This is a genomic window from Mesorhizobium sp. M0816, assembly GCF_040320005.1.
Classification (GTDB): domain Bacteria; phylum Pseudomonadota; class Alphaproteobacteria; order Rhizobiales; family Rhizobiaceae; genus Mesorhizobium.
In genome coordinates this window covers 1-22946 of the sequence record NZ_JAMYOT010000002.1, presented here as the reverse complement: position 1 = coordinate 22946, position 22946 = coordinate 1, and the positions used below count along the sequence as shown (strand labels likewise).

The following is a 22946-nucleotide window of genomic DNA, read 5'->3' as shown; positions in this document are numbered from 1 at the left end:
GCGCAGGCGATCGAGAAGCAATTGCAAGTTCCCAAGTCAACCGGCAACGCTGTCGCGGCTCAACAGGCGGGACTGCACGCCATGGAAAGGCAGTTCCCGCCGCATCGCATCTCCTCCAAATCTTTTTGCGGCGTCAGCAGGATGCCAGCGAGCGGGGTCAACTCGGCCAGGCGGATGCCAGAGTGTTTACGCTCGCCACACCGCCGGAGCGGGCGAGCTCGCTTCATCCGATCTTTCTGTTTCCTGTTCGGGAGGTCCCTACATGATTATCGAGTTGTTCGGTCCGCCTGGTGCAGGCAAGACGACCCTTCTCCGCGCCCTTTGCCGTGAGCTGGCGAAACGCGACATCCGTGTGAAGACAGTCAATGGCTATCGCCGGATTGATTTTGTGTCTTTCGGCAGCGAAGTCGATTCGGTCGAGGATGAAGGCCCGGAGACACGCCATGGCATCCAGCGTCTGGTGCACAAGCTCGCCACCGCGAGTCCGGTCTTGTTCTCGACCCCGCCGAGCGAGGGGGCCGCTGCGCGGCTTTTGGCATCGATCCCTCCAAAAAGTCGAATATGGGCGTTGCGTCTGAAGATCGACGTCGTTTTGCTCTTCGAAGCCTGGAATACGGCGCAGGCCTCAGAAGGGTACTTCATTTTCGAAGAGGGCATCGTTCAGGCGTTGTGTGCGCTCGTCCTGTTGGCACGAAATCCAAGTATCGACATGGTTCGTAATTGCATGACGTTCCTGCCGCGACCGGATCTCCTCATTCAAGTCGACGCGCCCGGGGAAACGCTGCGCCACCGCCTCATTGAGCGGTATGCGCGGCAGCCGTACCTCGAGCGCCTTCTCGAAGTCGGAGTGGTCAGGGGCCTGAAGCAAGCGGATATCGCGAGGGAGATCGGCCAATGCCTGCAAGACAAATGGCCGCTGATGCGTGTCGACGGCCTCGACCCACGCAATTTCGAACAGGTCGTCGCGCGCATCGTGGGGCACGGATTGCCCGCGACGGCATGCGTCGGGCCAGACTAGAGGCGCGAGTTGCATGGTGCTCACGGTGAGATCGTTCGTTGGCATTCGCAGATTTCTACGGGCGCAGCGGCGACCGTTAGGCAGCGTCCATGAGAACCGTGCACCCGCTCGTCGGGATTACCGAGCAAGCCACCAGACGGATGGGTACGGTGCCCATTACTCCGACACGTTCCGGTCCGGCTACTATGCAGCTCTGTGGTCGGGTATCGAAAAGCCCTTGGTCGAACGTACTCTCCTGCCTGTCGGCGGGCCGAACCGGAAATGCCTGGACTTCGCATGCGGCACAGGCCGCATAGCAAATATCGCAGCTCAATTTTTTGGTGAAGTCGTCGGCGTTGACATCTCCCAATCTATGCTGGCTAGCGCACGGGTTCCGAAGAACGTGAAATTGGTCCGCGCTGATATTACGCTCTCTCCGCTCGCCGAAAGGTTCGACGTGGTCACGGCATTCAGATTCTTCCTCAATGCTGAAGATGAGCTCAGGAAGGATGCACTGTCGGCCATCAGCGCGCATTTGAACGAAGGTGGATTGCTAATCTCGAATATCCACATGAATGCGACCTCGCCAATAGGGCTGGTCTGCCGCATTCTGAACCGTTATGCAGGAGGGACAGTCCGCCACACTTTGAGCATTAAAGGATACGAGCAGACGCTCATTGCAAACGGCTTTATTGTCGAGCGGATAGTTGGGTACGGTTTTTTGCCGCGACCCGGGAAATTGCTGCCAAGACTCTGCGAAATATTGATCGTGCCGTTTGAAAGGATCTGCGCAAGTGCCAGGATTCCGGCGGAGCTTGCGCAGAATTTCCTGGTGGTTGCCAGAAAGCGGTAAAGCCGGCGGGCACATGAAATTTGAAACCGAGCATTTGCCATGAGGCTGGTCTTTGTTGAAGCTATTGGCAGGAAAGTATCGAGTGTCGTTTTTGGCTGCGCTTCGCTTGGCTCAATCAGACAAAGCGCTGCTCGCCTCTGCTCATCAGTGCGTTTGGCGACGGCGCTCGCCGGTGACCAACGATGCACTTGCCCTTTTGAGGCAGGACGATCGCAAGCATCCCGACGTCGCGAGGTACTTTCGTAGGTTGGGGGATTCCGGCAACGTAACGCGGGTTCGCGCCGTAATTTCCAGACGTCTTGAGGTTCAAGTATCTCCCTGCCGATTGCGGGACGCGAATTCCTCGTAATGCCTGCGTATGAACTCCGGTTTGGCCCGATGCCGCACCTGCCGGCCTGTAAGCCTCTCGTAAACAGTGCCCACGCATCTCGAACCATAAAGACCGCATGAGAGAACGTCTGAAAGCGGCTTGCTCGGGCCTTAGCTCAGCGCTGGCGAACCGCCTCTCGAAGCCATCGGCAATATCCTGCTGATCCGCGTCAAGCGCCTCTTCCTCAGCGGATTTCGGCATGGATTGCGTGTATGCAGCGATGAGGATCTGCCTTTTGCGGTCGGCGACACCTATCGCATCCCGGAATTGAGAGACGTCTTCGTCGCTGACCTCTATCGTTCGCCCTGTTGAGGCGGCCTGACCGAATCCTCTGGTATGGCCTTTGCCCCGCGTACAAAAGTCATACCAGATCTCATTCGCTTCGCTTCTTACAGTCCGTGCTCGCTCATCGAGCAGCCGATTGATCGGACAGCAACATCGGCGCGACATGAAATGCCGTAAGTCGCCAAGTTGGCGACACCGCAAGCCATTGATTCTATATGAGGAAGTAGTGGTGCCCAGAGGCGGATTCGAACCACCGACACGCGGATTTTCAGTCCGCTGCTCTACCAACTGAGCTATCTGGGCCTGCTCCGGTGGGCGGCAATCTGCACACCGGGTTCATGAAAGCGCCGTCGGCACCCCTTGAAAGCGCGTGGGTTATAGCACGGGAATTCGGCCTGTCCAGCGCTTAGAGCATGATCCCGAAAAGTGGAATCCGGTTTTCGGAAAAGATTATGCTCAGACAAAAAGCATGATCCCGAAAAGTGGAATCCGGTTTTCGGAAAAGATCATGCTCAAACAAAACGCCAGAACCTGTTCCGTCCGACAGTGCCCTGATGGAACAAGTTCTGGACATTGATTTCAGGCGGGAAACGACAGGCAGTCCGCAAGGCCGATCATCGGTCACGATCGCGGCTGCGAAACCGTCCCAAACCTGTGGAAAACCGCAGGTGGACGGCGCTATTTCTGGTCGTCGTTCTCGTCCTCGTCGTCGCGGCCCGGGATGACGTAGACCCCCTTCAGCCAGCGGTTGAGGTCGATGTCCTTGCAGCGCGTCGAGCAGAACGGGTAGGTTTCGCGCGCCGATGGCTTGCCGCATTCGGGGCAGGGCCGCTTGGGCCGCAATGGCGTGACCTTGTCGTCCGGGCTCATATCCGCGCACCCGACAGCCAGTTGGCGTGCACCTTAAACCCTTCGCCGCTCAAAAGCGCTACCGTCTCGTAGAGCGGCAGGCCGACGACGTTGGTGTAGGAGCCGACAAGCTTGACGACGAAGGCGCCGGCGAGCCCCTGGACGCCATAGCCGCCGGCCTTGCCGCGCCATTCTCCCGATGCGATGTAGGCCTCGATCTCCTCGCGCGGCAGCCGCTTGAAACGCACCCTGGTCTCGACCAGCCGCAAGCGCTGCTTGCCGCCCGGCGTGATCAGGCAGATGCCGGAATAGACCCGGTGCGAACGGCCGGACAAAAGCCCGAGGCAGTTGGCGGCGTCGTCGAGCGTCTCGGCCTTGGGCAGGATGCGCCGCCCGACGGCAACCACCGTGTCGGCGGCCAGCACGAAGCTCGGCAGGTAGTCGGCTTCGGTCTTCAGCGAAGCCAGCGCCTTCTCGGCCTTTTGTGTTGCCAGGCGCTTGGCCAGCGAGCGCGGGTGTTCGGCGCGCAGCGGCGTCTCGTCGACATCGGCCGGCAGCACACGGTCCGGCTCGATGCCGGCCTGCTGCAGCAGCTCGATCCGGCGCGGCGAACCCGAGGCAAGCACGAGCTTCTGCAAAATGCCCATCGCGATCCCGGCCGGGTTCTTGAACTTACTTGAAGCGGTAGGTGATGCGGCCCTTGGTCAGGTCGTAGGGCGTCATCTCGACCAGGACCTTGTCGCCGGTCAAAACGCGGATGCGGTTCTTGCGCATGCGGCCGGCCGTATGGGCGATGATTTCATGTTCGTTTTCGAGCTTGACCCTGAACATCGCGTTGGGCAGCAGTTCCGTCACGACACCCGGAAACTCGAGGACTTCTTCCTTCGGCATTCGATACCTTTGCTTGGATGGGTACTTCCAGCGCCCCGGCCGGAAAGTTGCGCGGAACCTATATGATAAACGTCCGCTTGTGAACATGCTTAATCCGCGGCGTTTTCAGCCCCGGTGCCGAGAAAACGGCGGCCGATCCGCGCCTTCAGCCGCTCGCGCACGTCGCGGTAGGCGGCCATGATCTGCTCGCGCGTGCCGCTGACGCCGGTCGGGTCGGGCATAGGCCAATACTCGACCTCGACGGCCAGCGAGCGGGTGAGCTCGAGCGCGGTGTGGTGAGCTTCCGGCGCCAGCGTCACGATCAGGTCGAAATAGTCGTCCTCGAGGTCGTCCATCGTTCTCGGGTGCCGTTCGCCCAGCGACAGCCCTTCTTCGGCCAGCACGGCATCGACGAACGGATCGCGTTCGCCGCCGCGCACCCCGGCCGAGGCGACGAAGGTGGTGGGCGGAAGCACCTTGCGCGCCAGCAATTCGGCCATCGGCGAGCGCACGGCGTTCATACCGCAGACAAACAGGATCGAGCGGGGCAGGATCGGGCGGGGCAGCGGGGCGGCCAGTTCAGCCTCGCCAGTGCAGCACGCAAACCAGCGTGAACAGCCGGCGCGCCGTGTCGAAGTCAATCTCGATCTTGCCGGCAAGCCGGTCCATCAGCGTCTGCGAGCCTTCATTGTGCAGGCCGCGCCGGCCCATGTCGATCGCCTCGATGTGGCTGGGCGTCGCGGTGCGGATGGCATCGTAATAGCTTTCGCAGATCATGTAGTAGTCCTTGACGATGCGCCGAAGCGGCGTCAGCGACAGGATGTGGGTGACCACGGCTGCGCCGTCCTCGCGCGCCACCGCGAACACCAGCCGGGACTCGGCCAGCGACAGTTTCAGCCGGTACGGGCCGGCGCCGTCGTCATTGACCGGCTGGAAGCGGTTCTCCTCTATCAGGTCGAAGATCGCCACCGCCCGCTCATGCTCGACATCGGGCGTCGAGCGGCCGATCGTCTCGTCGAGCTCGACATCGATCAGCCTGGCGCGGGTTTGGTCGTAGTCGGACATTTCTACATGTTCAGCCGAATGCCGACGGAGCGTCCATGCGCATCGAGCCCTTCCGCCTTGGCGAGCGTGATCGCCGCCGGCGCCAGCGCCCGCAACTGCTCCGGCCCGAGCTTCAGGATCGAAGTGCGCTTGACGAAATCGAGCACCGAAAGCCCGGACGAAAAGCGCGCCGAGCGCGCCGTCGGCAGCACGTGGTTGGAGCCGGCGACATAGTCGCCGATGGCTTCCGGCGTATGACGGCCGAGAAACACCGCACCGGCATTGCGCATCCGCGCCAGGAAGGCCTCTGGGTCGTCGATGGCAAGCTCGACATGTTCGGCCGCGATGCGGTCGACCAGCGGCAGTGCTGCCTCGATCGTCGGCACCAGGATCACGGCGCCGAAATCGCGCCAGCTCGCCGCCGCCGTTTCTCCGCGCGGCAGGTTCTGCAACTGGCGTTCGACCGCCTGTTCGACCGCTGCGCCAAAGGCACGGTCGTCGGTGATCAGGATCGACTGCGCCGACACATCGTGTTCGGCCTGGGCGAGCAGGTCGGCGGCGATCCAGTCCGGATCGTTGCTGCCGTCGGCGACAACCAGCACTTCCGACGGCCCGGCGATCATGTCGATGCCGACCGTGCCGAACACCTGGCGCTTGGCCGCCGCGACATAGGCATTGCCGGGGCCGACGATCTTGGCGACGGGCTTTATTGTCTCGGTGCCATAGGCAAGGGCCGCGATCGCCTGGGCGCCACCAACACGGTAGATTTCGGAGACACCGGCAAGGTCGGCTGCCACCAGCACCAGCGGCGGCACCTCGCCGCCGGAGGCCGGCACCACCATGGCGATGCGCTCGACGCCGGCGACCTTGGCCGGCACCGCGTTCATCAGCACCGAACTAGGATAGCTCGCCGTGCCGCCCGGCACGTAGAGCCCGACGGCCTCGATCGCCGTCCAGCGCGAGCCGAGCTCGACGCCGGCGGCATCGGTGTAGCGGTCGTCCTGCGGCAGCTGCCGCTGGTGATGGGAGCGGATGCGCTCGCGCGCGAATTTCAGCGCCTCGACCGTCTGCGGATCGGCGGCCTCGTAAGCCTTGGCAATGTCGTCCCTGGAGACGGCGATGCCGACCCTGGCCAGGTCACCGCCGCCGAATTTCTGCGTGTACCCGACCAGCGCCGCGTCGCCCTCCGCACGCACCTTGGCGATGATCTCGCGCACCACGGCGTCGACATCGGCCGAGACTTCCCGCTTGGTCAGCAGGAACGCGGCAAAGCGCTGCTCGAAATCGGCGTCGGACTGGCGAAGCGTGATGGCCATCACATCAGACCCTGTGGACCGGGCGCGACGTCGCTTCCCAGGCGCCGCCGACATCGGCAAGCCGCGCCTCGACGCATTCGACATCGAGCATGATCGCGCCGCCGCCCGAAAAGATCAGCTCGACGATGCCGGCCGGCTTGTCGAGCGCGAGAAAGCTGATCGCCAGCAGCGACAGCACTTCGTCGGGCTTGTCGCGGGCAATGCCGCTGGTCTTGGCGCCGAGCACCCGGTCGAAATGCAGCACGGCCTGCCGCCGCTCATTGTGCCGGCGCAAGAAGCCGGATTTCGCCTCCCACACGAAGCGGTTCATGGTCAGCACGAAGCGCTTTACAGAAGGCAGGTATTCGAGATCGCTGACCTTCATGACGGCATCCTGGACATGCGCCGAGATGATGCTCAGATCCTGATCGTCGAGCGCGACAAGCTTGAGGCCATTCATGCGGAATTCGCACCTGCGAGTTGATTATTCGACCTTCTGTTAGGCGGTCTTTCCGGCTCGTGCAACCGCGCCGGAGGTCTTGGCCAGGCAATCGCTCCGGTCGGCGCCGCCCCTCATCCTCCTGCCGGGACCTTCTCCCGTATAGGGACGGGTGTAGGGGCTGGCCGCAACCTCGGCACCCTCTCCACAACGCCGGAGATTGGCGAAATCCTTCGCGAGGCGGTCCTACTTCCCGTCCCTATACGGCGAGAAGATGCCGGCAGGCAGGCGAGGGGCAGCGCCGACCTGAGCCTGCTATCGTTACCCCGAAATGCGCTCGATTTCCGCGCCGCAACCAGACAGCTTTTCCTCCAGCCGCTCGAAGCCGCGGTCGAGATGGTAGACGCGGTTGACCGTGGTTTCGCCTTCGGCAGCAAGGCCGGCAATGACCAGCGACACCGAGGCCCGAAGATCGGTCGCCATGACTGGCGCGCCCTTCAGTTTCGCTACGCCGTCGACGATCGCCGTCTGGCCGGACAGCGTGATGTGGGCGCCTAGCCGGGCGAGTTCCTGGACGTGCATGAAGCGGTTCTCGAAGATCGTCTCGGTGATGCGCGACTTGCCCTTGGCCATCGTCATCAGGCCCATGAACTGCGCCTGCAGATCGGTCGGGAAAGCCGGGAAGGGCGCCGTCGTCACGTCGACCGGCGAAATGCCGGCGCCGTTGCGCCTGACGCGGATGCCGGAATTGGTCTGCGTGATCTCGGCGCCGGTCTGTGAAATGATGTCGAGCGCCGTCTGCAACAGGTCGGGCCGCGCGCCTTCCAGCACGACGTCGCCGCCGGTCATCGCCACCGCCATCGCATAGGTGCCGGTCTCGATGCGGTCGGGGATCACCCTGACGCGGGCACCCGACAGCGCCTCGACGCCGTCGATGGTGATGGTCGCCGTGCCGGCGCCGGAGATCTTCGCGCCCATGGCGTTGAGGCATTCGGCGAGGTTGACGATCTCCGGCTCGCGCGCGGCGTTTTCGAGCACCGTCTCGCCCTTGGCCAGCGAGGCCGCCATCATCAGCACATGGGTGGCGCCGACCGAGACTTTCGGGAACACATAACGGTTGCCGACAAGCCGGCCGTTCCTGGTTTTGGCGATGACGTAGCCGGTGTCGACGTCGATATCGGCGCCCAGCGCCTGCAGGCCTTCGAGGAAGAGGTCAACCGGCCGTGTGCCGATGGCGCAGCCGCCGGGCAGCGACACCTTGGCCTCGCCCATGCGGGCCAGCAGCGGGCCGATCACCCAGAACGAGGCCCGCATCTTCGACACCAGCTCGTAAGGCGCCGTCGTGTCGACGATGTTGCGGGCGGAGAAAGTGATGGTGCGCGAATAGCCTTCCTGCTGCTTTTCGCGGCGGCCATTGACCGAATAGTCGACGCCGTGATTGCCGAGGATGCGGATCAGCTGCTCGACATCGGCCAGATGCGGCACGTTTTCCAGCGTCAGCGTGTCATCGGTCAAAAGCGCGGCGATCATCAGCGGCAGCGCGGCGTTTTTCGCGCCCGAGATCGGAATGCTTCCGGCAAGCTTGTTGCCGCCGACAATTCTGATGCGATCCATGAAGAGCGTCCCCTCGGCGCCAAGGCCGGTTTAAATCGGTTGAGTCTGTTGCGGCCATCTAGACCATTGGCCGGCTTGGTTCAAGAAACAGGCTACTCCCCACTTTGGCCCACGCCGACTTGGCCAAAGTACCGGCGACCAACATAGCCGATTCGCGTTAATCTTTTTTCATCGCCGCCTGCAGCCCCTCCGGCCGCTCGTCGGCGTCGCCAGCGCGCCGCTTGTCGGCGTCGCCGGTCCTTCGTGAGCGCGATTGCGCCTTGCGCTTCTGCAGGTTGGCGCGCAACTGCTCGGCCAGCCGGTCCTTGCGGCCGGTTCCGGCCTTTTTCGCTGAACCATCCTTCTTCGGTGATCCATCCTTGTTCGGAGAAACTGTCTTGCCGTTCATCGTTCTGTCCCCGGCCGGCGACCCGCCGGTGCGTATCAAGGGATAGCCAACATTGTGGCACGGCCATGTCCGCAACGATCGCCCGGTGCGGCCTTTCAACCCGTCTTTGTCTTGGCCTTGCGCTTGCCGGTTCGATATGGCAGAAGCCCCGCCATCGGCGGCTGCGGTAGCTCAGTGGTAGAGCACTCCCTTGGTAAGGGAGAGGTCGAGAGTTCAATCCTCTCTCGCAGCACCAGATTGTTTTCGCTGGCGCATCTTCCAAGGCTCCCTGACCTGCTCGATGATGATTGTGCGCGGTTGGCGAGGTTGCCGAAAAATATGGCGCCCCGCGATCTGCCGAGTGCCACGCGCACAAGCTCGTCGAAACAGTGGTCTTGCACGCTCACCTCCCGGCGCTCGCACGAGCCATGATGCGCGGGGAAAGCGTTCCAGTCTGCCCTGCTGCAGGCTGCTTAACAAAGCTTGCAGCCGGGAACAATCGCTCAATGACTCGCGTTTCTTGCGAAGACCCGCTTCTTTTGCACGGGCAGCGGCCTCGAAGGCTCGCAAATGTCGCGCCGGCGTTTCAATCGCACTCGCCTCAGCCCTCACGATTTGGCTATTTGTGAACGCGTGTTTGATCAGGTTTGCGCAGATGAGCACATTGACCCTCTAAGCCTGGATGCCGAAGCCTTAGCGGTGATGATTGTCGCAATCTTCCGAAACGTGACTACCAATGAGCGCGAACTGCTGGAGGAAGTTAGGTCTCTTCGTCGCTCAAAAGGCGCAGAGAAGGCGCACTAGCTAGGCGGCGTTCCGAGGCGAATTGTTCTAGTCCCGCATTGGCACAATCGGATTGGCATCTGAATTGCCCATTGATGATCGCCAGAGTGTAGCCACCGAGCTTGCGAAGGGGATAGAAATGGGTTTGGCCGAAGACTTATCTGATGTCGCGCTCACATTCGAATGTCCGGATTGCTCACACCCGGCGGTAAGAAAGGGCTCCGCACTAAGAACAATCGCGCACTTCAGATGCGACGGGTGCAACGCCAAGGTGCGGATGACCTATCCGCAGAAGCTCGCGATCTTCGAAAAGCACAAGCTATTGGCCGCAAGCAGCCGGCAAAGCCGCGGGAAGCGATTATACGCCCCCTACCGGGGCTGATTGCCGCCGACAACACGACACAGAAGGAAAAAAATGCCCGAGGTCAGGGGCACAGATGCGGCCGAAGTGGCTTCGCGACCTCTGCCGCGTGCAGCGACGCCTGCTAAGCCTTCCTCATCCGCGCGGCCTTCGCCCCTTTTGACGCATGTTGACCATGACAATGCGCCCAATCGGACTAATTCGGGCGAACGGCTCGTTAGTTCGTTAGACGGTGCTAAAATACGGCAAAGTGTCCGAATGTCATCTCATGAAGCCCGCCAGACAGGCTGCGGCTCGCTCTGGCCTAACCGCGAAGGGAACCAGGAATGAAAACGGCTGTTTCGACCTCTTTGACAAGACGAAGTGTTGTCGCCGCGCTGGCGCTGACCGCGGCATCGACGGCGGTATTGCCTACCGACAACACGCTCGCCCAGGCCAAGAAAACCACAGCTGAGAAAAGTCTGTATGAGCGGCTGGGCGGCGTGTTTGCCATCGCAGCGGTGATCGATCACTTCAGCGACGCCGTCGTGAAGAACCCGATCGTCGGCAAGAAATCCAAGAATCCGCAGCTGCGCAAATGGCACACCAAGAACCTGGAAAGGTTGCCCGGCCTCAAGTTCATGCGCACGCTGTGGGTCTGCGACGTTTCTGGCGGGCCCTTCAAGTTCGTCGCCACCAAGCCCGGCACGACGCCGCTCGGTCTCGAGGAGGCGCATCGCGACCTGCGGATTTCCCCCGCGGAATTCGATGAGGTCGCAGCCGAACTCGGGCGGACCTTGGATCATTTCAAAATTCCGAAGCCTGAGAAAACCGAAGTCCTGGAAGCTTTCGCCGCCCACAAAGACGAGGTCACCGCCGGCTACGTCAAACCGGGCTGAAGCGCTTATATCGCGCGGGCATTCGTTCTCAGCATGGCGCGCATCGCCGTGACGATGCGGCGCGGCCGTAGCTCAGCGCGCGCAGTCTTCCGATGGATCCTACTCGGAACCTGCGCGAACTGTTTCCGCGCTGAGCGACCCTTCCGGCAGTGGCAGCATGAGTTCAGCCTCGGACTTCGTCAGATGGATCCATGCCGCCCAGTCCGATGGCCGCAGCACAACCACTTGCCGATTGTGATATGGCGCCACATCCGGCCCCGGATCGGTCGTCAGCATCGTGAACGTCGGCGGCTTGTTGCCGACACCCTCGCGCCACAGCCCGGCAATCGCCATGAACGAATGGCCATTCAGCGTGAACCTGTGCTTGGTCTTTGGATATTTCGTTCCCGTGAATTCGAAGAATGCCGACGCCGGAACGAGACAGCGCTTGCTGTTGCTGAACTGCCGGCCCTCCGAGCGAAAGTTGAATACAGGTCCGCCTTTTGGCCCGGCCGGGGGAAAGCCGAACGTCATCGACGCCAGTTCGATTGCGTCGCCGGCGGCGCGCATTACAGGCGCGGGGTCGTTGATGTGGATGTCATCCGCCTGCGGCAGATCCAGTTCGGTTTGATGGCTGGGGATTTTGAGCGCCAGCGATTCCATCATCCGGCAGTATTCGGCCCAGGCGATGTGCTGCTCGTAGTCATTGCACATGGAAAGGCTCCGTACGCTCGACCGAGATCAGTTCAACATAGCGTTTATCGGTTGGCGCCGATTGCTGGCGGATTTGATATAAGCCTATTTGGGCCGGCGTGCGGCAGCGATGGCCTGCAACAGATTGATGCTGTTCACGTCGGGTTCGCTGGATGCGGCAACGGCAAGTGCGGCGGCTTCGGCTATTTTCGCGACGTCGTCGCTGCTGATCGTTCCACGCTTTTCCAGCAGATTTACGAGTTCGACAACGAGAAGAAAGGCGTTCACACCATATCGTTCGGCTTTGAGCTCGAACTCGCCTCGAGCCAATCTCTCCGCGTCTCCTTCAGCCCGTTTGTCCACGTTGGCGTCCTCTCCTATGGCTACAAGCTATTAACGCTTAGCACGAATGGTTTAATCCTTCGAACTGGCCACAACCTTCGCCAATTGCCGGGCATAGTGTCGCCGGTGGCAAGGGCATGGGTTCAGCCAAGGATGAGACCAACCAACAGAACGGTAAGAATAAAGGACAACACGACGGCAAGTAGCCCGCATGCTTCCAAAGTGTTGGTTTGCCAAGCTTTCGTCGGGCGCCTCCGGTTTGAATTCCTGTTTCGCGAAACAAACTTCATCGGGCACCAGATCGGACGCGGAGCCGGCTTGAATTTGGCAAAGCGCTCCTCTTCATCGGCCCGGAAGGCATCTCCGCGAAACTCCGGAGCACCGTATGCGCGGCGCCGGCCTGCCTTTCATCGACGCGGGCCATCACCAGTACGACACCTTCTGCGATCTTCGGCTTGCGCGGCTTCTGGGCGAAATTGGCGAAAGTTCCGAGAAGCACGCCGGCAAAGCCGCCCCAAGCCGCACCGACCAGGGCCATGCCGGTCATCCCCGCAGGATCAACGTCTTGAGCTCCAAAAGCGCTGAAGCCGGCCAACAGACCAGCCGTGGCGCCAAGTGCGGCACCAGCAACCGCACCCCGCCAGAGAGCGCTCATCTCATCGTCGTAATATCCAGCAACGCTGATCGGTTCATCATTGTCGTTGTAAGATCCGACCACGCTGATTTGCCGGCGACGAATCCCGGCAGCCTGAAGCCTCGCAACGGCACGTGCTGCCTGGGCATGGGAATTGAACAGCCTGCTGATCGTTTGCATTTACGCCCAGGCCCGCCGCCCGTTCGGAGCGTCGGGCCTCTCCTCCCTGGCTTGAACTCTTCCGCCCGGACGCATCTTCGTCGCGCCAAAGCTCACCACAACGTGAGCCAGCCGGCTACGTTCCCAGCCGGGGCTTCGGTCCAATCCTGGAGTATCTTGCTTGGGACCTAAGTCTGACCTGCTTGAATGCAACGGGCAGTGAGGCCACGCCGAGAGGGAGCCGTTGCTGAATCGAAGAGGTCGAGGAGAGGGCTAAGGCCTATCGCAGACCCAAAAAGCTCAAAATGGCTATTACGATCACGATCGCGCCGACCAGCCAGATAATGTTGTTCATGATTGCACTCCTTCGCCTCCGGGTGGGGTGCACGCCGAGGCGAAGCCCGCCACGCAAGTAGAACATCAGATATGGCTAAAGGTTCCTCGCTCGCCTCGCTGTCGAAAGAGCCCACCGCACCAGTCGGCACGGCGGGCGACGCAGAGTTTCACCCCGGTGGTGGGCAGCAAACGGCATTGCATCCAAAGGCTCAGCTGATGCTTCTGGACCAGTTATCAACCTGGCGCTCCGCCTCTTCCTTGGCGATGCCATATCGCTCCTGGATGCGTCCCAAAAGCTGGTCTCGGTTGCCCTCGATGCGATCAAGATCATCGTCGGTGAGGTCACCCCACTGCTCTTTCGCCTTGCCTTTGAACTGCGTCCATTTTCCCTTGATTTGATCCCAGTTCATATGTTCCTCCTTGCTTCCTAGGCCCGCACTAAAGCGGAGCGCGGACCGATCAGCATTGCATGTCGGTGACGAATGAAGATTAGCGGCCGCTAAAAGTTCCGGTGCCGGCGCAAAAAGCCCGCCGTGCCCGTGCCTGACTGTGAGCTGATGTTGATGATGTCCGGAGCTTGATGCTCTTTCGCGGCACTATCTTATGCCGTTGAAGTCGCCGAGCTTCTTGCTGGTTGGCCTTGGCTGGCAAGCCTCGAAAGGCTACCCGGCAGCATTGTTCTGTCCTTGCCGATCATCAGCACGCCGCTGTCGGGCGCCAACAGTGCCGAGAACGGCAGCATCGCCGCGCCGATCGGCGAAGCCTCGGGGCCGAATTGTCCCGACACGATTTCCGGCGCCACGATGCCGATGGCGCTGATCCTGTTGAACTGGGTCTGCACCTTTGCCAACAGCTCGAGATGAATCGGCCGCGGCAGGATGCTGTCGAGAACGATCGCCTCGATGTCGATGACGGAGGTGATGGCGATGATCGCCTCGACCAGCGCATTGGCGCAATCGTCGATCCATTCGGACAGCGGCTCGCGCGCCCCCGGCGGCAAGGGATCGAGTTCGCGCACACGGTTGATCTCGATGCCGCGCGATTTGAGATGATTGACCAGCACATAGATCGAAGCGCGATGCAGCAGGCTCTGGTAGCGCGCCGGCTTGGCCGCCACCGAATCGAGGCTTGAAGGCGAGACCGGCAAAGGACCGAGCGCGGCGCTGTTGCCGTGCGGCCCGGTATGGACCTTGCCGCCTTGCACCAGTCCGCCGCCGACAAAGGTGTCGATCGAGATATGCATGAAGTCGCGGAACCGCGCGCCGGTCCCCTGGATGAGTTCGGCGAGTGCGGCCGATGATGCGTCGTTTTCCACGAAGACCGGGGTCTTCGGCTTTGTGGCGAAGAACGTCGTCAGATCGATTGCTTCCCAGCGGCTGCCGAGATCGTCGGGAAAGCCGAGCTCTTCGCTCCAGCCGCCGAGGAAATATGGCGAGGCGATGCCGACGCCGACGATGCTGGCATCGCCAAGCCCCTCGACCAGCTTGTCGAAATTGGCCAGCGACATGTTGCCGGCCTTGAGCACCATGTCGGGATCCGGAAAGCGATATTCGTGCGACTCGCGCGAGCGGACCTCGCCGGCAAAGTCGACGAGCACGGCTTCCAGCGCGCGCCGGCCGATCTTGATGCCGACGCTGTAGATACGCTCAGGTGCAAGTCGGTAGAGAGTGGATGGCGATCCGCGTTGCCCGAACCTTTTCCCCACTTGCTTTACGAATCCGGACGATTCCAGCCCGTCGACAATGGTGGCGACCGCGGCCGGCGTCAGATTTGCGGCGCGCGCCAGATCGGACTTGGATGCCTCCTTCAGGCGGCGAATGGCATCAAGCACGAAGCGCTCGTTATAATGCCGAACCTTGACCGAATTGCTGCCTTTTCCGGACAAAACCGGCGCCTCCCCATTCATTCCCGCAGAGCCACTCCAGCCGCTTGCAGCTTTGAGGCTGCCGCGGGGTCGAGCACTCCAATCGCACCCGTGCGCGACGCGACAGTGCCCTTCGCGGCCATGGAAGTCAATTTTCCAGTTGCGGCATTCGGCCATTTAATATAGCAAATTGAAAAAACAGGACCAGGGAGGAAAGGTGCTGCACTTGGGCGCATTAGGCGAAGCCGACGCCATGGTGAAGAGCGACGCGGCTGTCCCCGTTGCCCTGGTTCAGGCGACAAAAGCCTTCGGCGGCACGATTGCCCTCAAGGACGCGTCCTTCGAATTGCGCTCAGGCGAGGTGCTGGCTCTGCTTGGCGAAAACGGCGCCGGCAAGAGCACCTGCGTAAAGCTGCTGGCCGGCGTGTATCTCCCGACCGGCGGCCATGTCGAAGTCGATGGCAAGCCTGTGGTCTTCCATTCGCCGCACGACGCCCAGGCTGCCGGCATCTCGGTCATGCACCAGCACCCCGGTCTTTTCCCTGATCTTTCGGTGGCGGAGAACATCTATCTCGGCCATATGCCGCGCGACCGCTTCGGCGGCATCGACAACGCCGCCATGCTTGCCGGCGCGCGCAGGGTGCTGGCGACAGCCGGCCTCGACGTGCCGGCCGAAACCCGGCTCGGAACGTTGCGCACCTCCGAACAGCAACTGGTCGAGATCGCCCGCGCCCTGTCGCTCGACGCGCGGGTGCTGATCATGGACGAGCCGACGGCCGCCCTGTCGCAGCGCGAGGTCGAGCGGCTGTTCACCGTCGTCGCCGACCTGCGGCTGCACGGCGTGGCGATGATGTTCGTCGGCCACCGCATGGACGAGATCTTCCGCATCGCCGACCGCATCGCCGTGCTGCGCGACGGGCGTCTCATTGGCGTCAAGCCGAGGGCCGAGCTTGGCCGCGCCGCCGCCATCGGCATGATGGTCGGCCGCGAGGTCACCGACCTCTATCCGCAACGAAGCCACGCGACCGGTGCACTGGTGCTGGAGGCGAGGGGGCTTTCGCACGCCGGTGGCTTTTCCAATATCGACCTCAAGCTCCATGCCGGCGAGGTGCTCGGGCTCGGCGGCCTGGTCGGCAGCGGGCGGACCGAGATCGCGCGCGTGCTGTTCGGAATCGACCAGCCCGATGCCGGCGAAATCCTGATCGACGGCGAAGCTGTGCGCTTCGCGTCGGCACGCGACGCCATGGGTGCGCGTATCGCCTATGTCTCTGAAGACCGCATGGGCCAGAGCCTGGTGATGGATTTTTCCATCCTCGACAACGCGGTGCTGCCAGTCCTCGACAAGGCAGCCCGCTCCGGCTTCTACGGCACGAACCGCGCGATCAATCTGGTTTCGGACTGGCTGAAGCGCATGAAGCTTCGCTTTTCCGGCTACGCGCAGCCGGTAAAGGAACTGTCCGGCGGCAACCAGCAGAAGGTGGTGTTGGCCAAATGGCTGCGCACCGAACCGCGCGTCCTCATCCTCGACGAGCCGACGCAAGGCATCGATGTCGGCACCAAGGCGGAAGTGCATGCGATGATCGCCGACCTTGCCGCGCAAGGCATGGCCATTATCTTGATCTCCTCCGAAATGCCCGAGCTCATCGGCATGTGCGACCGCGTCATCGTCCTGCGCGAAGGCCATCGGACGGCCGAATTCAGCAGGGGCGAAGCCACTCAGGAAAAGGTGCTGGAAGCAGCGACCAAGGCCGGCGAAAGCGCCGATGCGGCGGCACAGGCCGCCGGCGAGGAGAAGAGAAAAGGACCGCTCGACATACTGAAGCGGCGGGAGTTCGGTCTGCTCGCCGCGATGCTGGCGGTCGCCATCCCGGTCACCATCATCAACCCGCGCATGGTGAGCGCTGCAAACCTGACCGCCGTGTCGATGGATGCCGCCTTGCTCGTCGTTGCAGCACTCGCGCAGATGCTGGTGCTGATCACCCGCAACATCGACCTTTCGATCGCTGCGGTGATCGGCCTGTCGGCTTACATGGCGGCCAGCATGGTCCAGGCCTATCCAGGGCTCGACATCGGCATTGGCCTGATAACCGCATGCGCCGTCGGTGGCGTCGCCGGCCTGATCAACGGCCTCGTCGTCACCAGGGGAAAGATCCCGGCGATCGTCGTCACGCTGGCCTCGATGTCGATCTTCCGCGGCTTCAACTCGATCTGGGCAGCCGGTGACCAGATCAGCGCCGACGAAGTCACGCAAGCCTGGCTCGACATGACCGGCCTGAAGATCGCCGGCGTGCCGCTGATCGTCGTCATCGCGATCGTCATCCTGTGCCTGGGTTATGTGCTGCTCTATCGCACGGCCATCGGGCGCGAACTGTTCGCCGCCGGCTCCAATCCCGACGGCGCGCGTCTGATCGGCATCCCCGTCGACCGGCGCATTCTGCTGGCCTTTGGCATGGCCGGCCTGCTCGGCGGCCTGTGCGGTGCGCTGTGGGCATCGCGCTATGCGACCATCGATGCCCGCGTCGCGCTCGGCTTCGAACTCACCGTGATCGCGTCGGCGGTGGTCGGCGGCGTCGCCATCCGCGGTGGTTCGGGCACGCTGCTCGGTATCATCCTCGGCGCGCTCACGCTGCTCGTCATCAAGAACGGGCTGACGCTGGTGCGCGTCGACCCGCTGTGGCTGCAGGGCGTCTACGGCCTGGTTATCCTGGTGGCCATCGGCATCGACACCTTCATCGTGCGGCGTGCCGAGCAGGCAAGACAGGCGAGGGCGCGGTGAAAAAGTTCCTCCGTTCGATCGACTTCTGGGATCTGCTGCTGGCGACCTCTTGCGTGGCCATCTTCCTCTATGCCGCGATCTTCGTGCCGAATTTCGTTTCCGGCTTCAATCTCTCGCAACTGGCCGCCAGCGCCTCGGAAAAGGCATTGCTGATCCTGCCGATGACGCTGCTCATCATCACCCGCGAGATCGACCTGTCGATCGCCTCGGTGCTGGCGCTGACCTCCGTCGTCTTTGGCTTGCTGGTCCAGGCCGGTGTGCCGACGCTTGCCGCAATCCCGCTGACGCTCGTCATCGGCGGCCTGCTCGGCGCCTTCAACGGCTATCTGGTCTCGGGCCTTGGACTGCAGTCGTTGGTTGTGACGCTCGGCACCATGGCGCTCTACCGAGGCATTGGCTACATCCTGCTCGGCACCGGCTCGGTCAACATCCTGCCGCCCGCGCTCGTCGATTTCGGCATCAACAACCTGCCTGGCACCGAGATACCGTGGACCATCGTGCCCTTCCTGGTGCTGGCGCCGGTGTTTGCGGTCGTGCTGCAGAAGACGCCGACCGGCAAGCGCATCTACGCGCTCGGCGGCAGCCCCGAAGTGGCGCGCTATTCCGGCATAAACACGCGCCGGATGGTGCTGAACCTGTTCGTCGTCTCGGGCGTCGTCGCGGCGATAGCCGGCATCGTTTATACCGCGCGCCTTTCCAACGCCCGCGCCAACAATGCGCTCGGCATGGAGCTCGACGTCATCACCATCGTGCTGCTCGGCGGCGTCAGCGTCTTTGGCGGCAAGGGCCGCCTGACCGGCGTCATGCTGGCACTGGTCCTGATCGCCATCATCCGCAACGTGCTGGCGCTGAACCAGATCGGTGGCGACGCGCAGGGCATGATCATCGGCCTGCTTCTGATCGGCTCGCTGCTGGTCGGCAATTACTGGCGCTCCACACAGGAGATGCTCAGCAGATCCCGCGCAATGCGCGAGACAAAGGGGTGATCTCGGGCCCCTTCCTTCAAGCCCGAATTTTGACGGAGGAGTCACAATGAAAGCGTTTAGATTAGCCCTGCTCGCATCCGCGGTTCTGCTTGCGCCAAGCTCGCTGGCCTTCAGCCAGGAGTGCGCCAAGGAACCCGTAACGGTCGGTTTCCTGCCCAAGCTCGACACGGATCCCTACTTCAAAGTGGCCTTCGGAGGCGCACAAGAGGCAGCCAAGGAAATTGGCGGCACCGCTACGCAGGTCGCCCCATCGCAGGCGACCGCCGAGGCGCAGATCGAATTCATCAACAGCCTCGTGTCGCAGAAGGTCGGAGTCATCGCAATTGCCGGCAACGACGCCAATGCCGTCGCGCCTGCGCTGAAGCGCGCCGTTCAGCAGGGGGTCAGGGTGATTTCGTATGACTCCGATGTGGCCGCCGATGCGCGTGCGGTGTTCGTCAATCAGGTGAAGGGCGACAGCCTCGCCGAGATGATGCTCGAAAGTGCATTCGCCCTCAGCGGCGGTGAAGGCGAATTCGCGATCCTGTCGTCGACGCCGACGGCGACCAACCAGAATGCCTGGATCGACTTCATGAAGGCGAAGATGGCGGCCGAGCCGAAGTTCTCCAAAATGAAGCTGGTGCAGGTGGCCTATGGCGAAGAAAGCGAACAGATCAACCAGCAGCAGGCATTGGCGCTGGTGCAGGCGTTTCCCGATCTCAAGGTGATCATCGTCCCGGCAGGCATCGGCCTTCCGGCGGCCGCGCGTGCACTCGAGGAAGCGGGCATGATCGGCAAGGTCAAGCTGACCGGGCTCGCGCCGGCCACTCTGATCTCGAAATACATCAAGGACGAAGCGGCTCAGGATATCTGGTGGAACGTCACCGATCTTGGCTATCTTACTTATCAGACGGCCCAGGCGTTTGCGCAATGCAAGATCACCGGCAAGGAGGGTGAGAAGTTCACGGCAGGCAGGCTCGGCGAATACACGATTGGCGCCGGCGGCGAACTGATCCTTGGTCCGGCCAAGATCGTGACTCCCGAAAATCTGGCCGAGTTCAAATTCTGATCCTATAGAGCTTGAGTTCTAGGGGGCGCCGGTCCATCCGGCGCCCTTCCTAAAAACCTCTCGAATGAAAACAGTGCGGGGCGGCAATGAAGATATTGCTTGCAGGCGAAACCTTTGCAGCGACGACCTCGGTTGCCATCGGCAGCGACGTGCTTACAAGTGCGGCCTCGACAAATGGTGCGACGGCCTTCAATGCCGCGCTGGCCACTGAAGGCATCGCGGTCACGCAGATCGGCGGCGAGCGTTGCAGCGCGGCGTTTCCCTATGACCTCGATGGGCTCGCCCAATATCAGGCGGTGGTGATCTCCGACGTCGGCGCCCTGACATTGCTGGTGACGCCGGATGCCCGCGCCGGGCGTGTCGGCGTCAACCGCCTCGATGTGCTCAAGGCCTATGTCGAAGGTGGCGGCGGGCTGATGCTGGCCGGCGGTTACATGGGCTTTCAGGGCATGTTCGGGACGGCGCGTTTCCACGACACCCCGGTCGAGGACGTTCTGCCGGTCCGTTGCCTACCCTACTGCGACGGCATGGAGGTGCCGCAAGGCGTGCAGGCCTCCATCCTGCAGTCGTCACATCCGATTTTTTCCGGGGTGGAGGGGCCTTTGCCGCCGATTCTCGGCATGAACAAGCTGGAATTCAGGCGCGACGGTTCGTCCCGGCTTCTGGCGACCTGCCACCATCGCGGCACCGACTGGCCGCTCCTTGCCGTCGGTAGCCATGGCCGCGGCCGCACGATTGCCTGGGCAACCGATATCGGCCCGCATTGGCTCTCGCAGGATTTCCTCGGATGGCCGTTCTACGGAAGACTGATGGCGAACATGGTCGGTTGGCTCGCCGGCGATGGATGAGAAAGCTGGTTTGACCAGTGCGGCTGCCCAATCCTCCAACGAAAGACCAGGCTATCAAGCATGCGTTGAATCAGGACGGCAGTGGCTGATAAACCGAAACCCCGATGTATCGATCGTATGAGCCACGATCTTTCTCAGGAAGCTTGTCTCGGGTTACACGTAATGTGAATCCCCCCTGCAAGTGCCCCGCGTCGAGAACCATCCAATCGAAAATATCATCGCCTTCAAACGAAAGTCGCTGTCCGACTTGATGCCATTTCTGAAGCTCGGGTGGCACCTCGAAAAACGCACCTGAAAATAGCCGCTCCTCAGCATGATAATGCACAGCGGCAAGCCAAAGGAAAACAAAGTGGTCCTCCCGAAGACGTACGGACTCGTCGGGATCGCGAAACCGAAGCTTCGCGGAACAGAAGGCATCTGCATTTCCCTCGATATGTTCGACAAATGTCGGCACACTCGCAAGCGCGCGATCGTAAGCTGCTAGGAAGGCGGGGTCTGTCTGCGAGATAGCCGCGAAGAGTGGCTCATTCCGCGGTTCGTCGAATTCACCGTTCGATTGAGATTTTTCGCTCATAAAAGACCTCTTGGACTAACCTTGCGAAGTCCGCGCGCTTCTTCCTGGTGTGGGGAGACGGCGCTCGCGAAGCGGTGTCGCACTACCAGCCAAAGAGCCCTATCACGCTACCGACCAACCGCCATCCACCAATATATTCGCGCCAGTGATCAGTGACGCCGCCGGCGAGGCGAGGAACACCACGGTGCCCGCGACGTCGATCGGGTCGCCGATGCGGCCGAGCGGAATGTGGCCAGCACATGCAGGCGAGTGCGCAGGCGCGGCCGCGCGAGGCCCCGGTGACCAGTACTACCTTGCCGGCGAGATCGAATTTCGGCGTGATCTCATTTGTCATGCGATTCCACCTTGTTCTTCAAATCGGACCGGCTGCCGTGTCGGACCGAATAGGCTCGCGTGAATTCGGCGCCCAGCAGAAATATCTCGGCCGAATAATAGACCCATAACAGCACGACGAGCAGGGCGCCGGCCGCGCCGTATGACGATGAGATGGCGCTGGTTCCGATATACCAGCCAATCAGCGACTTGCCGATGGTGAACAGAAACCCGGTGACCACGGCGCCGATGCCGACATCGCGCCATTGCAGGCTGCGGTCCGGCAGCACCTTGTAGATTGCGGCAAACAGCAGCGTGATCAGGGCAAACGAGACGATCCCGTTGATGGCGCTCAGGATGATGGTGCCGAACGGCAGGTAGGCGTTGATGACTTCTCCGAGCCCCGAAATTGCAGCGCTTACGACCAGCGACACCAGAAGCAGAAAACCGAGGGCGGCGACCAGGCCCAGGCTTGCAATGCGTGCCCGAACCATTCGTGAAATCGTTGCCCCGCTCGGTTTGACTTTCCAGATTTCGTTCAACCCCAGCTGCATCTCGCCGAACACGCCGGATGCGGCGACGAACAGCGTGACCAGCCCCAGAATGCTGGCGAGGGTTCCGGCTTCCTTCTGCGAGGCGTTTTCGATCGTAGCTCGCAGCAGCTCGGCACTTTGCGGCCCCATCAGGCCAGCGATCTGTGCCGAAAGGGCGAGTTGCGCCGCCTCGTGCCCGAAGGCCATGCCGGCAATAGCGACAACGATGAGCAGGATCGGCGCAAGCGAGGTCGTGGCATAAAACGCTATCGCCGCCCCATGGCTCAGCGCATTGTCGTCGATGAAGCCGATGACGCTCTGCTTGAGGAGTCTCCAGCCCTCTGCTGCCAAATTCCACATGTAGGCCTCGCATGCCTGTCAACAAACAAGTAGCGGCGGCGCAGCGCTGGGCGAGGGGTGGGGGCTCGGCCGGAACAAAGCCGGCAACGGCACGCTGTACAAGGCGATCGCCTATAAAGGCGGCGTGCAGCGAACATCCTGCGAAAGGTGCCGCTCGACTGGCCGGGGACGTGCTCACGATGCAATCAGGGGAACTGTGACAGTTGTCTGATAATTTATCGGATATCGGTTGAAATACGGGAACTCGATCACGAACGCATATTGGGCGGTCAGATGTGCCATGCGAAAGCCGCCGCTGGGGGCGTCGATTGCTATTGTTACGTCGACGTCTTTCAATCCCAAATCCAGTAATTTTTCCGTGGCAATGGCTTGGATCTGGGCCTGCGTCAGCGAGTTCTTCATTTGCAGCGCACGTGACGACGTTTCCAGCGTGTACCGAACACTCGACATAGCATTCAGAGCCCAGCCGAATGCAAAGATGCCGATCAAAAGCATTA

24 protein-coding genes, 2 tRNA genes and 1 pseudogene are annotated in these 22946 nt (G+C 61.8%); 8 read left to right on the top strand and 19 right to left on the bottom strand.

The features are described from left to right. The first annotated feature begins 262 nt into the window (after positions 1 to 262). The gene (locus NKI17_RS02345; protein ID WP_051406149.1) at positions 263 to 1018 is read left to right on the top strand and encodes an AAA family ATPase; all 756 of its coding nucleotides are present in this window, start codon (positions 263 to 265) and stop codon (positions 1016 to 1018) included. Positions 1019 to 1235: 217 nt separating this feature from the next. Beyond that, on the top strand, positions 1236 to 1850 hold the full coding sequence (locus NKI17_RS02340) for a class I SAM-dependent DNA methyltransferase (RefSeq protein ID WP_245274725.1): 615 nt from the start codon (positions 1236 to 1238) through the stop codon (positions 1848 to 1850). Between the two features lie 882 nt (positions 1851 to 2732). Here the strand turns inward: NKI17_RS02340 and NKI17_RS02335 are convergent. From NKI17_RS02335 to NKI17_RS02290, 10 genes are all read right to left on the bottom strand, one after another. Then, positions 2733 to 2808 (bottom strand) — tRNA-Phe (locus NKI17_RS02335). Between the two features lie 375 nt (positions 2809 to 3183). Next, complete coding sequence (yacG, locus tag NKI17_RS02330) at positions 3184 to 3375, bottom strand: DNA gyrase inhibitor YacG (protein ID WP_023677402.1); 192 nt, start codon at positions 3373 to 3375, stop codon at positions 3184 to 3186. Next, positions 3372 to 4001, bottom strand: a complete 630-nt coding sequence (locus NKI17_RS02325; protein WP_352457706.1) for a Maf-like protein — start codon at positions 3999 to 4001, stop codon at positions 3372 to 3374. Before NKI17_RS02325 ends, yacG begins: the two co-directional genes overlap by 4 nt. A gap of 25 nt (positions 4002 to 4026) precedes the next feature. Next, positions 4027 to 4245, bottom strand: a complete 219-nt coding sequence (gene infA, locus NKI17_RS02320; protein WP_006200926.1) for a translation initiation factor IF-1 — start codon at positions 4243 to 4245, stop codon at positions 4027 to 4029. An 89-nt stretch (positions 4246 to 4334) separates the two neighbouring features. Then, entirely contained in the window at positions 4335 to 4802 is a 468-nt protein-coding gene (locus NKI17_RS02315; protein WP_352571660.1) for an arsenate-mycothiol transferase ArsC, read from the bottom strand. A 1-nt stretch (position 4803) separates the two neighbouring features. Continuing rightward, entirely contained in the window at positions 4804 to 5289 is a 486-nt protein-coding gene (locus NKI17_RS02310) for a UPF0262 family protein (RefSeq protein ID WP_292663977.1), read from the bottom strand. A gap of 2 nt (positions 5290 to 5291) precedes the next feature. Next, complete coding sequence (hisD, locus tag NKI17_RS02305; protein ID WP_352905357.1) at positions 5292 to 6584, bottom strand: histidinol dehydrogenase; 1293 nt, start codon at positions 6582 to 6584, stop codon at positions 5292 to 5294. Positions 6585 to 6588: 4 nt separating this feature from the next. Continuing rightward, a complete protein-coding gene (locus NKI17_RS02300; RefSeq protein WP_352691070.1) occupies positions 6589 to 7023 on the bottom strand; it encodes a DUF2948 family protein in 435 nt (144 codons plus the stop codon). A 300-nt stretch (positions 7024 to 7323) separates the two neighbouring features. After that, positions 7324 to 8616 (bottom strand): UDP-N-acetylglucosamine 1-carboxyvinyltransferase, encoded by a 1293-nt coding sequence (gene murA, locus NKI17_RS02295; RefSeq protein ID WP_023677408.1) that lies wholly within the window; start codon positions 8614 to 8616, stop codon positions 7324 to 7326. Between the two features lie 157 nt (positions 8617 to 8773). After that, positions 8774 to 9004 (bottom strand): hypothetical protein, encoded by a 231-nt coding sequence (locus NKI17_RS02290; RefSeq protein WP_352843478.1) that lies wholly within the window; start codon positions 9002 to 9004, stop codon positions 8774 to 8776. Between the two features lie 160 nt (positions 9005 to 9164). Here NKI17_RS02290 and NKI17_RS02285 point away from each other — a divergent pair. Then, positions 9165 to 9239 (top strand) — tRNA-Thr (locus NKI17_RS02285). Between the two features lie 1214 nt (positions 9240 to 10453). Then, positions 10454 to 11005 (top strand): group I truncated hemoglobin, encoded by a 552-nt coding sequence (locus tag NKI17_RS02280; RefSeq protein ID WP_352571652.1) that lies wholly within the window; start codon positions 10454 to 10456, stop codon positions 11003 to 11005. A 99-nt stretch (positions 11006 to 11104) separates the two neighbouring features. Here NKI17_RS02280 and NKI17_RS02275 read toward each other — a convergent pair whose 3' ends face one another. From NKI17_RS02275 to NKI17_RS02255, 5 genes are all read right to left on the bottom strand, one after another. After that, complete coding sequence (locus NKI17_RS02275; RefSeq protein ID WP_352707548.1) at positions 11105 to 11698, bottom strand: SOS response-associated peptidase; 594 nt, start codon at positions 11696 to 11698, stop codon at positions 11105 to 11107. A gap of 84 nt (positions 11699 to 11782) precedes the next feature. Next, entirely contained in the window at positions 11783 to 12040 is a 258-nt protein-coding gene (locus NKI17_RS02270) for a hypothetical protein (protein ID WP_352571650.1), read from the bottom strand. Positions 12041 to 12305: 265 nt separating this feature from the next. Next, positions 12306 to 12737 carry a hypothetical protein gene (locus NKI17_RS02265; protein ID WP_352691073.1) on the bottom strand — a complete coding sequence of 144 codons (432 nt, stop codon included), beginning with the start codon at positions 12735 to 12737 and terminating at the stop codon, positions 12306 to 12308. Between the two features lie 620 nt (positions 12738 to 13357). Next, positions 13358 to 13558, bottom strand: coding sequence for a CsbD family protein (locus NKI17_RS02260; protein WP_023719429.1), 201 nt, complete (start codon positions 13556 to 13558; stop codon positions 13358 to 13360). A 191-nt stretch (positions 13559 to 13749) separates the two neighbouring features. After that, positions 13750 to 15033, bottom strand: coding sequence for an ROK family transcriptional regulator (locus tag NKI17_RS02255; RefSeq protein ID WP_352577521.1), 1284 nt, complete (start codon positions 15031 to 15033; stop codon positions 13750 to 13752). 196 nt (positions 15034 to 15229) lie between these two features. Between NKI17_RS02255 and NKI17_RS02250 the strand changes: the two genes are divergently transcribed. From NKI17_RS02250 to NKI17_RS02235, 4 genes are all read left to right on the top strand, one after another. After that, positions 15230 to 17788 (top strand): ATP-binding cassette domain-containing protein, encoded by a 2559-nt coding sequence (locus tag NKI17_RS02250; protein ID WP_352691075.1) that lies wholly within the window; start codon positions 15230 to 15232, stop codon positions 17786 to 17788. After that, the gene (locus NKI17_RS02245) at positions 17785 to 18774 is read left to right on the top strand and encodes an ABC transporter permease (RefSeq protein WP_023677419.1); all 990 of its coding nucleotides are present in this window, start codon (positions 17785 to 17787) and stop codon (positions 18772 to 18774) included. Before NKI17_RS02250 ends, NKI17_RS02245 begins: the two co-directional genes overlap by 4 nt. Positions 18775 to 18820: 46 nt before the next feature. Further along, a complete protein-coding gene (locus NKI17_RS02240) occupies positions 18821 to 19822 on the top strand; it encodes a rhamnose ABC transporter substrate-binding protein (RefSeq protein WP_023677420.1) in 1002 nt (333 codons plus the stop codon). 86 nt (positions 19823 to 19908) lie between these two features. Next, positions 19909 to 20670, top strand: coding sequence for a glutamine amidotransferase (locus NKI17_RS02235; RefSeq protein WP_023677421.1), 762 nt, complete (start codon positions 19909 to 19911; stop codon positions 20668 to 20670). Positions 20671 to 20740: 70 nt separating this feature from the next. On the opposite strand, the gene NKI17_RS02230 is transcribed toward NKI17_RS02235, so the two are convergent. From NKI17_RS02230 to NKI17_RS02215, 4 genes and pseudogenes are all read right to left on the bottom strand, one after another. Next, on the bottom strand, positions 20741 to 21244 hold the full coding sequence (locus tag NKI17_RS02230; protein WP_352577524.1) for a DUF2314 domain-containing protein: 504 nt from the start codon (positions 21242 to 21244) through the stop codon (positions 20741 to 20743). 102 nt (positions 21245 to 21346) lie between these two features. Next, positions 21347 to 21487, bottom strand: a pseudogene (locus tag NKI17_RS02225) (SDR family oxidoreductase); the annotation flags it as partial. Positions 21488 to 21567: 80 nt separating this feature from the next. Beyond that, positions 21568 to 22449: a YihY/virulence factor BrkB family protein gene (locus tag NKI17_RS02220; RefSeq protein WP_352577525.1), complete on the bottom strand. Its 882-nt coding sequence runs from the start codon at positions 22447 to 22449 to the stop codon at positions 21568 to 21570. A gap of 174 nt (positions 22450 to 22623) precedes the next feature. Next, positions 22624 to 22946, bottom strand: a 323-nt coding sequence (locus NKI17_RS02215) for a pilus assembly protein (RefSeq protein WP_352905354.1), incomplete at its 5' end; no start/stop codon positions are given.

What these genes read in the sequence shown, in the direction of transcription:
- NKI17_RS02240 (WP_023677420.1), top strand. Translation starts at nt 18,821, where the DNA reads ATGAAAGCGTTTAGATTAGCCCTGCTCGCATCCGCGGTTCTGCTTGCG.
- yacG (WP_023677402.1), bottom strand. Translation starts at nt 3,375, where the DNA reads ATGAGCCCGGACGACAAGGTCACGCCATTGCGGCCCAAGCGGCCCTGC.
- NKI17_RS02325 (WP_352457706.1), bottom strand. Translation starts at nt 4,001, where the DNA reads ATGGGCATTTTGCAGAAGCTCGTGCTTGCCTCGGGTTCGCCGCGCCGG.
- NKI17_RS02235 (WP_023677421.1), top strand. Translation starts at nt 19,909, where the DNA reads ATGAAGATATTGCTTGCAGGCGAAACCTTTGCAGCGACGACCTCGGTT.
- NKI17_RS02275 (WP_352707548.1), bottom strand. Translation starts at nt 11,698, where the DNA reads ATGTGCAATGACTACGAGCAGCACATCGCCTGGGCCGAATACTGCCGG.
- hisD (WP_352905357.1), bottom strand. Translation starts at nt 6,584, where the DNA reads ATGGCCATCACGCTTCGCCAGTCCGACGCCGATTTCGAGCAGCGCTTT.
- NKI17_RS02290 (WP_352843478.1), bottom strand. Translation starts at nt 9,004, where the DNA reads ATGAACGGCAAGACAGTTTCTCCGAACAAGGATGGATCACCGAAGAAG.
- infA (WP_006200926.1), bottom strand. Translation starts at nt 4,245, where the DNA reads ATGCCGAAGGAAGAAGTCCTCGAGTTTCCGGGTGTCGTGACGGAACTG.
- NKI17_RS02280 (WP_352571652.1), top strand. Translation starts at nt 10,454, where the DNA reads ATGAAAACGGCTGTTTCGACCTCTTTGACAAGACGAAGTGTTGTCGCC.
- NKI17_RS02260 (WP_023719429.1), bottom strand. Translation starts at nt 13,558, where the DNA reads ATGAACTGGGATCAAATCAAGGGAAAATGGACGCAGTTCAAAGGCAAG.
- NKI17_RS02220 (WP_352577525.1), bottom strand. Translation starts at nt 22,449, where the DNA reads ATGTGGAATTTGGCAGCAGAGGGCTGGAGACTCCTCAAGCAGAGCGTC.
- NKI17_RS02230 (WP_352577524.1), bottom strand. Translation starts at nt 21,244, where the DNA reads ATGAGCGAAAAATCTCAATCGAACGGTGAATTCGACGAACCGCGGAAT.
- murA (WP_023677408.1), bottom strand. Translation starts at nt 8,616, where the DNA reads ATGGATCGCATCAGAATTGTCGGCGGCAACAAGCTTGCCGGAAGCATT.
- NKI17_RS02300 (WP_352691070.1), bottom strand. Translation starts at nt 7,023, where the DNA reads ATGAATGGCCTCAAGCTTGTCGCGCTCGACGATCAGGATCTGAGCATC.
- NKI17_RS02310 (WP_292663977.1), bottom strand. Translation starts at nt 5,289, where the DNA reads ATGTCCGACTACGACCAAACCCGCGCCAGGCTGATCGATGTCGAGCTC.
- NKI17_RS02345 (WP_051406149.1), top strand. Translation starts at nt 263, where the DNA reads ATGATTATCGAGTTGTTCGGTCCGCCTGGTGCAGGCAAGACGACCCTT.